The organism is Streptomyces albipurpureus, assembly GCF_023701525.1.
Taxonomy (GTDB): Bacteria; Actinomycetota; Actinomycetes; order Streptomycetales; family Streptomycetaceae; genus Streptomyces; species Streptomyces albipurpureus.
Genome location: NZ_JAMQAW010000008.1, coordinates 142,974 through 154,478, shown reverse-complemented (window position 1 = coordinate 154,478; position 11,505 = coordinate 142,974). Strand labels below are relative to the sequence as shown.

The following is an 11,505-nucleotide window of genomic DNA, read 5'->3' as shown; positions in this document are numbered from 1 at the left end:
AGGTGGCCGACGCCCCCTCGCAGCCCCTTTCCCAACGCCGGCCTGCGGAGTTGGGCGACGTCCTGGTCGCCGACATCGAAGCCGTCGGCGACCAGTTGGGTGACGGCGGCCATGTTGTACGTCGTGTCGAAAAGCACCAGGGCGTTCGGGACGAGCCCGCGGGCGCCGATCCGGTTCCTCCATGCCGGGGCGCCGGACCGGTAACTCCCCGCGCTCGACGGCCATCGCCTCGACTGCCGCGCGGGCCCGGTCCTCGGCGTCACCTGGCCACAACCCGGCGCACTGCGATCAGTCCCGGTAGCGGGCCGAGGCGACGACCGCGTCCCTACGTCGAGCCCACTGCGGCTTACGGGGCGGGTGCGCAGAGGCGGCGGGCGGCTTCGACGATGACGGCCCGGTGCTCGGCCAGCCGTTGCGGCCGGTAGGGGTCGTCGCCGTCGGCGGCCGTGAGGAGGTCTCGCGGTGCGAGGACCCAGCTCTGTGTGAGCCCGGTGATGAGGACCAGCAAATCGGTCGACGGGAGGTGCCCGGCGGCCGGGCCCGCGGTCATACGAGCCATTTTCTCGCTGTAGACGTCCGCCGCGTCGGGGCCCAGCTCGGGCCGTTCCAACTGGCGCCACAGGTGCATGCGCAGTGCGGCGGGGTGTTGCGTCAGGTAGTCGAACATGCGGCCCGCGTACCCCGGCAGGTCGTCCTCGGTGAGCGGCACCGCGTCGTTCAGTTCGCTGATGACCTTGTGCAGGGCGGCCGCGAACAGGAGCTCCTTGTTGGTGTAGTACACGTAGATGGAGCGCTTGTTGGCGTCCGCGGACTCAGCGATGCGGTCGATGCGAGCGCCGGCGAAGCCGTAGGTGCTGAACTCCTCGATCGCCGCCACGAGGAGCTTTGCGCGGGTCGCCGCAGAGTCGTAGGCCATGGCACCACCCTAAGGTAACCAACCGGTTATTGACAAACACCGAACCCGATGCCTAGATAGTAACCATCCAGTTATTTGTATTACTGAACGTGATGGAAGGTATGCCATGAGTACGCCCTCGCCCTCGTCACCCGTGTTCGAGCGGGACTTGTTCATCAACGACACCTGGCTCCCCGGCTCCTCGGGTGAGCGCATCCGGGTTGTCGACCCCGCGACCGAGAAGGAGATCGGATCGGCTGCCGCAGCCACCTTCGAAGACGTCGACACGGCCGTCGCCGCGGCCCGTACCGCGTTCGACTCGGGCCCCTGGCCGCGGCTGACCCTGCACGAGCGTGCCGAGATCCTGACGAGATTCGCCGGGGAACTGGAGAGGGACACCGATCCGGTCACCGAGGTGCTGATCGCCGAGACCGGTCTGCCGGTCGGGCAGAGCCGCGGCGGGGCCCTGACCATGCCGGGCCTGCTGCGCTACTACGCCTCGCTGGCGGACGACACGGAGCTGACCGAGCTGCGCACCGGTGTGTCGGGCGTCAGCGCCCGCATCGAGAAGCGGCCGGTGGGCGTCGTGGCGGCCATCGTCCCTTGGAACGCCCCGCTCGCGCTCGCCGCGTTCAAGCTGCCCCAGGCCCTGCTGGCCGGCTGCACTGTCATCATGAAACCGTCCGAGGACACCCCGCTGAGCGCGGGCTACCTCGCCGACGCCGCGCTGCGGGCGGGGCTGCCGACCGGCGTACTGAACATCGTCAACGCCCTGCCCGCGAGCGCCGACCACCTGGTGCGCCACCCCGGCGTCGACAAGATCACTTTCACGGGCAGCACCGTGGTCGGGCGACGCATCGCCGCCGCTGCCGCCGATACCCTCAAGCAGCTGACGCTGGAGCTCGGGGGGAAGTCGCCGGCGCTCGTGCTGGACGACGCCGACCTGCCGCGCGTCGTGGAGACCCTGGTACCCGGGGTCTGCGGGAACAACGGGGAGAGCTGCACCAACCCCAGCAGGCTGATCGTGCCCGAGCACCGTCACGACGAGATCGTCGGTGCCCTTGCCGAGGCGTTCGCGAAGCTCACCGTCGGCGACCCGCGCGACGCGGCCACGGATGTGGGGGCGATGGTGACCCGCAAGCACTACGAACGGGTCCTGGGCTATCTCGCCTCCGCGAAGGAGGAGGGCGGCACCTTCGCCGTCGGCGGCGGCCGGGCCCCCGGCCACGACGTGGGCTACTACATCGCTCCCACGATCATCACCGGCCTGTCACCGGACGCGAAGGCCGCACAAGAGGAGATCTTCGGCCCCGTGCTCACCGTCCTGACCTACCGGGACGAGGAAGAAGCCGTCCGCATCGCCAACCACACCGAGTTCGGGCTGTCCGGCGCCGTCTACAGCACCGACACCGAGCGCGCCCTGCGCATCGCGCAGCGGATCCACGCTGGCACCGTGAACCTGAACAACGGCATCACCGTCGACATCGGTGTGCCCTTCGGCGGCGTCAAGCAGTCCGGCTACGGCCGTGAACTCGGCCCCGAGGGCCTGGACGCCTTCTTCAACACGCACGTCATCTTCCTCAACGGCGAACCGCTGCGGGTCATCAGCGACTGACGGCACCGCAGCCCGGTCCGGTCCGCCGCTGCGGACCGGACCGCTCCTTCCCCACCCTCGGATGTCACTCACCTGGATCCCAGCATGCTCATGTCGACACCCTTCACCGCCTCAAGCACCGCCATGGACGTCACCACCGGCGTCGACCTCACCGGCCGGGCAATGATCGTCACCGGTGCCTCTTCGGGCATCGGGGTCGAAACCGCCCGCGCCCTCGCCGCTCGCGGAGCACAGGTCACACTCGCTGTCCGCGACATGGACGCCGGACAGCGAACCGCCGACACCATCGCGGCCACCACCGGCAACGATCGCGTCAGCGTCCGCCGACTCGACCTCACCGACCTGGGGTCCATCGGCGCATTCAGCACCGAGTGGAACGGCCCGCTGCACGCCCTGATCCACAACGCCGGCGTCATGGAGACCCCTCAGACGTACACCCGCCACGGTTGGGAACTCCAGTTCGCCACCAACCATCTGGGGCACTTCGCCCTGACCCTGGCCCTTCAGAGCGCCCTCACCGAAGCGGCAACAGCCACCGGTGAGGCACGTATCGTCGCCGTCAGCTCCAGCGGCCACGGCAGTTCACCCGTCCGCTTCGACGACCTGTTCTTCCGCCGCCGCCCCTACGACCCCGGCCAGGCGTACGGACAGTCCAAGACCGCCCAGATCCTCTTCGCAGTGGAAGCCACCCGCCGCTGGGCCCACCACGGCATCACCGCCAACGCCCTGATGCCCGGCGGCGTCTGGACCAACCTGCAACGCCACTGGGACCCGGACCGGCGAGCACGGCTCCAGGCCGCTTTCCCGGGAAAGACCCTCCAGCAGGGAGCAGCCACCAGCGTGCTCCTGGCCGCCTCCCCCCGGCTCCGAGGCGTCAGCGGCCGCTACTTCGACGACTGCAACGAGGCCGAACCCGTCGAAGAGATCATCGACGGACTGCACGGCGTACGCGCGTGGGCCCTCGACCAGGACGCCGCCCGGCGCCTTTGGGACGTCTCACTCGCCCTCGTCGACGCAGTCCGAGGCTGACCCGCACCCCCGACGAGCCCTCCGAATCCCGCCGTACCAAGAACCGCCCCGAACCCGGGCCCGCGCGCGGCACACCTCCCCCGCCCGCTCCAGAAACCACTGCTTCTACGGCCCGGGCACCCGCACCGGCCCCGGCGCAGCCGGTCCAGACCGTCGGTCAACAACGACTACCGAAGGCTCCGCTGCCACAGAAGACCAGGTCAAGGGCTTCCGAAGCACCGCCAGGGCTGAGCGACGGTTCTCGTTCCGATCTTCCTCAAACCCCTACCCCTGTCCCACCCCCCGGGCGTGGTCCCGGCGCCGCAGTGCGGGGTCCGCGAGAGCGGGTGGGGCGTACGGGCAGTCCGCGGGGTTCACATCGGTGCCCGGGGCCACCAGGGCGTCCAGCCGGTCCATCACCTCCGGGCCCAGCCGTACCTCGGCCGCGCCCAGCTGGGCGGTGAGCTGCTCCATGGTCCGCGGGCCGATGATCGCCGAGCTGACGGCCGGGTGGGCGAGCACAAAGCCGATGGCGAGTTCGATCATGGTGTGGCCGGTGTCGGCGGCGAGGGTGGCGATCTCCTCGACCAGGGCGTACTTCCGGTCCCTTACCGCTTCCTGGGCGTGGTCGAAGTGCTCCGCGTTCCGTACGGCCCGGGAGTCGGCGGGGGCCGCGGCGCCCGCGCGGTACTTGCCGGTGAGCCAGCCGCCGTTGAGCGGGCTGTAGACCATCACCCCGAGGTCGTAGCGCTGGCAGACGGGCAGGGTGCCGGCCTCGGCGTGCCGGGCGAAGGCCGAGTACGCCAGCTGCTCGACGGTGAACCGCTCCCGACCTCGGCGTTCGGCCGTCCACTGGCCTTCGGTGAGCTGTTCGGCGGTGAAGGCCGATGAGCCGATCGCCCGGACCTTGCCCTGACGGATGAGATCGGTCAGCGCGCCCAGGGTCTCGTCCAGATCCGTGCCGGGGTCCGGTCGGTGCAGCTGGTAGAGATCGATGTGGTCGGTGCCGAGGCGGCGCAGGCTGCCCTCCACCGCGCGCGTGATCCAGCGTCGGGACGCACCGCGGCTCAGCGGCTCGTCGTGGTTCATCTGCTCGCCGAACTTGGTGGCCAGCACAACGGAGTCCCGCCGGCCCTTGAGTGCCCGGCCGAGGATCTCCTCCGTCTCTCCGAAGGCGTACACATCCGCGGTGTCGATGAAGTTGACGCCCGCGTCGAGGGCCGCGTGGACCATCTCCACGCATGCGTCGTGATCCTGATTGCCCCACGCCCCGAACATCATCGTGCCGAGGGCGAGACGGCTGACTCGTAGGCCGGTTCCGCCGAGGTTCACATAGTCCATCGCCCGAGACTTACACGCCCGCCGTGGTGCACCGATGTGGCCGGGGGGCAGCGCGGAGGGCCGATGTTCGTGCCTCAAGCACATATCGTCCCCGTACGCCCCCGACCTACCTTCAAGCACATCGCAAAGCATCGAAGGTGTTGGGGAGGAAGCTGTGCTGGACCGGATGAACGCTTCGGAACTCGCCCTCCACGAGGGGGTGGTCGCCGAGGCCGGCGCCGCCAGGGGCCGGGAGAGCGATGGACTCGTCGAGTCGCCGCTGCCCAGCGACATGCTCCAGCCCTGGGAAGTATGGAGTCAGGACCTGTTCGATCTGGAAATGATCCGGGTCTTCGGCCGCTCGTGGGTCTGGCTCGGGGACACCGAGGACCTGGTCAAGCCCGGCGATTTCATCACCGGCAAGATCGGGACCCAGTCGGTGCTGATCGTCAAGCAGCGCGACGGCTCGGTCAAGGGGTTCCTGAACAACTGCCGGCACCGCGCGTCGGGCGTGGCCTTTGACCCGGCCGGAAACTGCGGCAAGGCCTTTGCCTGCCCGTACCACGCGTGGACGTACGGCCTCGACGGCAAGCTGCTGTCCATCCCGGACAAGGAGCGGATGTACGGGCCGGACTTCCCGATGCAGAGCTACGGGCTGGTTCCGATCCGGGTGCACATCGCGTTCGACAAGCTGGTGTTCGCCTGTCTGTCGCACAAGGCCCCCTCCTTCGAGGAGTGGATCGCACCGCTGCTGCCCCGGTACGAGGCGTACAAGATCGGGAACTACCACCGCTACCACCGTGAGCTGGACGAGACGTTCCCGATGAACTGGAAGGTCTTCGTCGAGAACTCCAACGACGACTACCACGTCCGCTTCGTGCACCGCCGGCTGAACAAGGTGCGCAAGCAGATGGACACCATCGTGCGCTTCGAAGGGCGCACCACCAGCGGCTACAAGCCCCACAGCGAGAGCTTTGACTTCTCCCTCGGCCGGACCGACCTGGACGAAGACGATCTGCGCGGCAGCTACGCGGAGTTCATCTACCCGAATCTGACTCCGCTGCCCTACGCCTCACAGCTGATCATGGTCAGGGCCGATCCGATCGCCCCCGACAAGACCCGGCTGGTCTCCCGGATCTACGGGCTGACCGAGGACATCGAGCTCCAGGAACGCGAGCTGGTCAATCTCGAACTGACCAACAAGGAGGACACCGACATGGTGACCGTCCTGATGGAGAACCTCCGCTCGCCCTTCTACCGCGTCGGCCCCTCCAGCACCTGGGAGGGTCGGGCCCGGCACATGATGCGGCAGATCCGTGAAGACGTGGCCACGCCACTCGCGCCGGACGAGTTCGCCGGCCCCATCGACTGAACGATCGACACCGTATCGACTGAACGATTGATCGCCGGATGGGCCGGTCGCCTGGTCGCCTGATCGCCGACGATTCGTAGGAGAGGAGAGCATCCGTGCTCGACAAGAAGCTCACCGAGGCCCGTTGGACGCATATCGCGCTGCCGACGAACGACCTCGAAGCGGCGGTGGAGTTCTACACCTCGTTCACCCCGCTGGTCGTCGTGGCCCGGCACAGCGACGCCGATGGCGCCAACGCCTGGCTGTCCAACCAGGGCCAGGTTGAGACCCCGTTCGTGCTGGTCCTCGTCGGCTTCAACAAGGACAAGGGCAAGAAGCAGCCCCAGCTGACCCCGTTCGCCCACCTCGGGATGGAGGTACCGAACCGGGAGGACGTCGACAACACCGCGGCCCGGGCCCGCGAGGCCGGCTGTCTGCACTGGGAGCCGATGGAGCTGCCCGCCCCGGTCGGCTATATCTGCGCCCTGAACGACCCCGACGGGAATGTCATCGAGATCTCCCACAACCAGCAGGTCTTCGAGGAGGTTCGCACCCTCTGGGGTGCCGGGGCGGAGCAGTGACCGCCCGTACGGAGTCCGGCACCCGGTCGGCGGTGACGAGCTATCTCGAAGCGCTCAACGGCGGTGATCCCGACCAGATCGCCGAGCGGGTGACCGAGGACTTCCACAACGAGCACACCTCGACCCTGGGGAAGGGCCTGCACGGCAGGCAGGCCTACCGGGAGCGGCTGGCCGGCTTCCTCGCCGAGTTCCAGGGTCTGAACTACGAGATCGAAGACCTCCTGGTGGACGGCGACCGGGCGGCGCTCGCCTATCGGATGTCCTTCACCTGGGCCGGGGCCGCACACCGTCCGGAGATCAGTATCCGAGGCGTCTTCCGGTTCCGGGTCAAGGACGGCAGGGTCGCGCACCGCGTCGACTACTGGGACAGCGGAGCCTTCCACCAGCAGACCACCGCACAACGGCGGTGGCGCCGATGACCGCCGCACACGAGGCACAGCAGACCAGTCGGACCACCGGTGCCGGCCCCAGAACAGCTGCCTAGCCAGCGATGAAAGGAATCACTGTGCAGACCTATTCGGCCCTCGGAGGGGGCAAGCTCCGACGGATGCGCCGCATGTTCGCGGCGGACGGACGCGCCGTCTTCGTCGCCATCGACCACGCCGCCTACATGGGCGAGGGCCCGCCGCTCGGCGAGCCGATGAGCCAGATCGCGTCCGGCAAGCCGGACGCCGTGCTCGCCACCTGGCATCTGGCCCGCGCCTACGCCGATGTCTTCGCCTCGGCCGGACTGGTCCTTCGGGTCGACGGTGGCTCGTCCGAGCTGGGCGACATGCCCCAGAGCGATGTCAACGACATCATGCACCTGCCGGAGCAGGCGCTGCGGATCGGCGCTGACTGTCTGGTGGTGCTCGCCTTCCCCGGCGCACCCGACGAGGACCTGTCGCTGAAGCGGCTGGCGCGGCTCACCTCCGAGTGCGAGCAGCTCGGTCTGCCGGTGATGGCCGAGATGATCCCCGGTGGCTGGGGTCGCGCGGTGCCGTGGACCATGCAGAACGTGGCCCGGGCCGCCCGTATCGGCGCCGAGTTGGGCGCGGACATCGTCAAGACCGTGTGTCCGGGGCCGACCGAGGAGTTCGCCGAGGTCATCGCGGCGTGCCCGGTGCCGGTGGTGGCGCTCGGTGGCCCCAAGTCCGAGAGCGAGGACGATGTGGTGGCGCTCGCCAAGGGCGTCGTCGCGGCCGGTGGCGCGGGTGTCGCCTTCGGCCGCAATGTGTGGGGCTCGCCGCAGCCGGAGAAGCTGGTCGCGCGACTGCGCGAGGCGGTCCACGGCAGCTAGCCCCCTGGCCGGGACCTGCCTTCCCGGCCCGCACGCCGGTCGTCCCCCGGGTCCGCACACCGCACGTGCGGCCCGGGGGGTGACCCCCGGTCCGACCGCCGACCAGCCCGCTTCCATCGAGCCTCTACCGATCGCTCGTTCCCCCAGCCGACCCCGTCGCGCAGCCGGAACGCCAGCGGTGCCCCGGACCCCGGTCCGAACGCCATGTGGTGCACACTCCCCCGGCGTCCTTCCCGGTACCTCCGTCACGACACCGCCTTCCAGACCGGCCCTATCCGGCCCAACGGCCGGGCCCGGTCTCCGTGTGACCCGCTGCGGGCAGTCGCCCGCAGACACCTCGCTGCCGAACCCGGCAGCCCCGGCAGCAGGCACGTCCCATGAGCCGTCCCCAGGACGACCGCCCCAGGAGCCCCAGCGTCCTTCCGAGCCGTCTTCCCGAGTCGTCCCTGCGATCAGGAGTCGCGATCATGTCCAAGCAGGTCCTTGCCAAGCAGGTCCTTGCCGTCCCCGGAGTGGTGATCCGGTTCGCCGGAGACTCCGGCGACGGTATCCAGCTCACCGGCGATCGGTTCACCGCGCAGACCGCGACGTTCGGCAATGACCTGGCCACGCTGCCCGACTTCCCCGCCGAGATCCGGGCCCCCCAGGGCACCCTGCCCGGGGTCTCCGCCTTCCAGTTGCACTTCGCCGACCATTCGGTGGCGACTCCGGGTGACAGCGCCGATGTGCTGATCGCGATGAACCCGGCCGCGCTCAAGGCCAACCTGGAGCATCTGCGGCCCGCGGCGCAGATCATCGCGGACTCCGACCAGTTCACCAAGCGCAATCTGACCAAGGCCGGTTATGCGGCCAACCCGTTGGAAGACGGCTCGCTGGAGGCGTACACCGTCCAGCCGGTGCCGCTGACCACGCTGACGGTCGGTGCGCTCAAGGACTTCGGGCTGAGCCGCAAGGACGCCGAGCGGTCGAAGAACATGTTCGCGCTCGGGCTGCTCTCCTGGATGTACCAGCGGCCCACCGAGAACACCATCGCCCATCTGACGACGAAGTTCGCCAAGAAGCCGGCCATCATGCGGGCCAATATCGCGGCCTTCCACGCCGGTTGGAACTTCGGTGAGACGACCGAGGCGTTCGCCGTCTCCTATGTGGTGGCCCCCGCTCCCGCGCCGGCCGGTACATACCGGAACATCACCGGCAATCTGGCCCTCGCCTACGGTCTGGTGGCCGGTGCCGAGCGGGCCGGGCTGCCCCTGTTCCTCGGGTCGTATCCGATCACCCCGGCCTCCGACATCCTCCATGAGCTCAGCCGGCACAAGAACTTCGGTGTGACCACCTTCCAGGCCGAGGACGAGATCGCGGCGGTCAGCGCGGCGCTCGGAGCGTCCTTCGGCGGCTCGATCGGCGTCACCACCACCTCCGGCCCGGGCATCGCGCTCAAAGCCGAGGCCGTGGGACTCGCCGTCACCCTGGAACTACCCCTGATCGTGGTCAACATCCAGCGCGGCGGCCCCTCCACCGGGCTCCCCACCAAGACCGAGCAGGCCGACCTGCTCCAGGTGCTGCACGGCCGCAACGGCGAGTCCCCCGTACCCGTGGTGTCCGCGAGTTCGCCGGGCGACTGCTTCGACGCCACGCTGGAAGCCGTGCGGATCGCGCTCAAGTACCGCACCCCGGTGGTGCTGCTCTCGGACGGCTACCTCGCCAACGGCTCCGAGCCCTGGCGGGTCCCCCAGTCGGCCGCACTGCCCGATCTCAGGGTCGAGTTCGCCAGCGGACCCAATGGGGTCGCGGCCGACGGCACACCCCGCTTCCTGCCCTATCTCCGCGATCCGCAGACGCTGGCCAGGCCCTGGGCCGTACCCGGCACACCCGGCCTGGAACACCGTATCGGCGGGCTGGAGAAGGCCGACGGCACGGGCGACATCTCCTACGACGCCGACAACCACGAGTTCATGGTCCGCGTCCGGCAGGCCAAGGTGGACGGCATCGCCAACGACCTGCCCCCGACCGTCGTCGACGATCCCACCGGGGACGCCAGGGTGCTGGTGCTCGGCTGGGGCTCCACCGCGGGACCGATCGCCGCCGCCTGTGCGGAGGTACGCGCCGCCGGAGGTTCGGTGGCACGGGTACATCTACGGCACCTCAACCCCTTCCCGAACGATCTCGGGGAGATCCTCGCGGCCTATGACCGCGTACTCGTCCCGGAGATGAACCTGGGCCAACTCGCGCTGCTGATCCGCGGTCGCTATCTGGTCGACGCCATCTCCCACACCCAGGTGCGCGGCACCCCGTTCAAGTCCAGCGACCTGCGGAACGCCATCGAGAAGGTGATCTCCGATGTCTGAATCCCTGCTCTCCCCGCCCCTGACGGGCCCCGGACCCCGACGAGTCCCGCTGCCCCTGATCACCAACCCCAGCGAGGGCCCGGTCAAGCAGAGCGCGAAGGACTTCCGCTCCGCCGAGGAGGTCCGCTGGTGCCCCGGCTGCGGGGACTACGCCATCCTCGCCGCCGTCCAGGGTTTTCTGCCCGAACTCGGGCTGCGCCGGGAGAACATCGTCTTCGTCTCGGGCATCGGCTGCTCCTCCCGCTTCCCGTACTACATGAACACCTACGGGATGCACTCCATCCACGGCCGTGCCCCGGCCATCGCCACCGGGCTCTCGGTCTCCCGCCCGGATCTCTCGGTCTGGGTGATCACCGGCGACGGAGACGCCCTCTCCATCGGCGGCAACCACCTCATCCACGCCCTGCGCCGCAATGTGAACCTCAAGATCCTGCTCTTCAACAACCGGATCTACGGCCTCACCAAGGGGCAGTACAGCCCCACCAGCGAGCCGGGGAAGATCACCAAGTCCACCCCGATGGGTTCGTTGGACACCCCGTTCAACCCGGTGAGCCTGGCGGTGGGGGCGGGCGCGGGCTTTGTCGCCCGTACCGTCGACTCCGACCGCAAGCACCTCACATCGGTGCTGCGCGCGGCCGCCGAGTACGAGGGCACCGCGCTGGTCGAGATCTACCAGAACTGCAACATCTTCAACGACGGCGCGTTCGAGGTACTGAAGAACCCGGCCACCCGGGACGACCATCTGCTCCGGCTCGAACAGGGTCAGCCACTGCGCTACGGGTCGGACGGCGAACACACCATCGTGCGCGATGCGGCCGGTTCGCTACGGCCCGCCGCCGAAGCGGGTGCCACGGAGGGCTCGGACGCCGAGGTCATCCATGACGCCCACGCCGCCGACCCCGCCCTGGCCTTCGCCCTCTCCCGATTGCCCGAGAACGGCGGCCCCACCCCGATCGGTGTCTTCCGCTCGGTCGCCCGACCGTCCTACGACCGCCAGGTAGCCGAGCAGTTGGAACAGGCCGTGCAGGCCTCGGGCCCCGGCGATCTGGACGCGCTGCTGGCCGGACGCGACCACTGGACCGTCTGATGCCCGCCCGTCCCCACCCCGACC

Annotated in this window: 10 protein-coding genes; 8 read left to right on the top strand and 2 right to left on the bottom strand. The window is 69.1% G+C overall.

Annotation, left to right across the window (positions count from 1 at the left end; all coding sequences use genetic code 11):
• Window positions 1-346: 346 nt before the first annotated feature.
• Entirely contained in the window at window positions 347-916 is a 570-nt protein-coding gene (locus tag NBG84_RS09725) for a TetR/AcrR family transcriptional regulator (RefSeq protein ID WP_250918920.1), read from the bottom strand.
• Window positions 917-1,022: 106 nt separating this feature from the next.
• Between NBG84_RS09725 and NBG84_RS09720 the strand changes: the two genes are divergently transcribed.
• Window positions 1,023-2,510: an aldehyde dehydrogenase gene (locus tag NBG84_RS09720; RefSeq protein WP_250918919.1), complete on the top strand. Its 1,488-nt coding sequence runs from the start codon at window positions 1,023-1,025 to the stop codon at window positions 2,508-2,510.
• A 90-nt stretch (window positions 2,511-2,600) separates the two neighbouring features.
• Window positions 2,601-3,539 carry an SDR family NAD(P)-dependent oxidoreductase gene (locus NBG84_RS09715; protein ID WP_250918918.1) on the top strand — a complete coding sequence of 313 codons (939 nt, stop codon included), beginning with the start codon at window positions 2,601-2,603 and terminating at the stop codon, window positions 3,537-3,539.
• 264 nt (window positions 3,540-3,803) lie between these two features.
• Here the strand turns inward: NBG84_RS09715 and NBG84_RS09710 are convergent, their stop codons facing one another.
• Window positions 3,804-4,859 (bottom strand): aldo/keto reductase, encoded by a 1,056-nt coding sequence (locus NBG84_RS09710; RefSeq protein ID WP_250918917.1) that lies wholly within the window; start codon window positions 4,857-4,859, stop codon window positions 3,804-3,806.
• Between the two features lie 166 nt (window positions 4,860-5,025).
• Here NBG84_RS09710 and NBG84_RS09705 point away from each other — a divergent pair, with 166 nt between their 5' ends.
• The 6 genes from NBG84_RS09705 (at window position 5,026) to NBG84_RS09680 (ending at window position 11,481) form a co-directional block, all read left to right on the top strand.
• Entirely contained in the window at window positions 5,026-6,210 is a 1,185-nt protein-coding gene (locus tag NBG84_RS09705) for an aromatic ring-hydroxylating oxygenase subunit alpha (RefSeq protein ID WP_250918916.1), read from the top strand.
• A 95-nt stretch (window positions 6,211-6,305) separates the two neighbouring features.
• Entirely contained in the window at window positions 6,306-6,770 is a 465-nt protein-coding gene (locus NBG84_RS09700) for a VOC family protein (protein ID WP_250918915.1), read from the top strand.
• Window positions 6,767-7,189 (top strand): ester cyclase, encoded by a 423-nt coding sequence (locus tag NBG84_RS09695; RefSeq protein WP_250918914.1) that lies wholly within the window; start codon window positions 6,767-6,769, stop codon window positions 7,187-7,189. The genes NBG84_RS09700 and NBG84_RS09695 overlap by 4 nt, the downstream gene beginning before the upstream one ends.
• 86 nt (window positions 7,190-7,275) lie before the next feature.
• Entirely contained in the window at window positions 7,276-8,049 is a 774-nt protein-coding gene (locus NBG84_RS09690) for a class I fructose-bisphosphate aldolase (RefSeq protein WP_250918913.1), read from the top strand.
• 467 nt (window positions 8,050-8,516) lie between these two features.
• Window positions 8,517-10,394: a 2-oxoacid:acceptor oxidoreductase subunit alpha gene (locus NBG84_RS09685; RefSeq protein ID WP_250918912.1), complete on the top strand. Its 1,878-nt coding sequence runs from the start codon at window positions 8,517-8,519 to the stop codon at window positions 10,392-10,394.
• Window positions 10,387-11,481: a 2-oxoacid:ferredoxin oxidoreductase subunit beta gene (locus NBG84_RS09680; RefSeq protein WP_250918911.1), complete on the top strand. Its 1,095-nt coding sequence runs from the start codon at window positions 10,387-10,389 to the stop codon at window positions 11,479-11,481. Before NBG84_RS09685 ends, NBG84_RS09680 begins: the two co-directional genes overlap by 8 nt.
• Window positions 11,482-11,505: the final 24 nt, after the last annotated feature.

Excerpts from the sequence above, each read along its gene's own strand:
- NBG84_RS09725 (WP_250918920.1), bottom strand. The coding sequence starts at position 916 with ATGGCCTACGACTCTGCGGCGACCCGCGCAAAGCTCCTCGTGGCGGCG.
- NBG84_RS09720 (WP_250918919.1), top strand. The coding sequence starts at position 1,023 with ATGAGTACGCCCTCGCCCTCGTCACCCGTGTTCGAGCGGGACTTGTTC.
- NBG84_RS09715 (WP_250918918.1), top strand. The coding sequence starts at position 2,601 with ATGTCGACACCCTTCACCGCCTCAAGCACCGCCATGGACGTCACCACC.
- NBG84_RS09710 (WP_250918917.1), bottom strand. The coding sequence starts at position 4,859 with ATGGACTATGTGAACCTCGGCGGAACCGGCCTACGAGTCAGCCGTCTC.
- NBG84_RS09705 (WP_250918916.1), top strand. The coding sequence starts at position 5,026 with ATGAACGCTTCGGAACTCGCCCTCCACGAGGGGGTGGTCGCCGAGGCC.
- NBG84_RS09685 (WP_250918912.1), top strand. The coding sequence starts at position 8,517 with ATGTCCAAGCAGGTCCTTGCCAAGCAGGTCCTTGCCGTCCCCGGAGTG.
- NBG84_RS09680 (WP_250918911.1), top strand. The coding sequence starts at position 10,387 with ATGTCTGAATCCCTGCTCTCCCCGCCCCTGACGGGCCCCGGACCCCGA.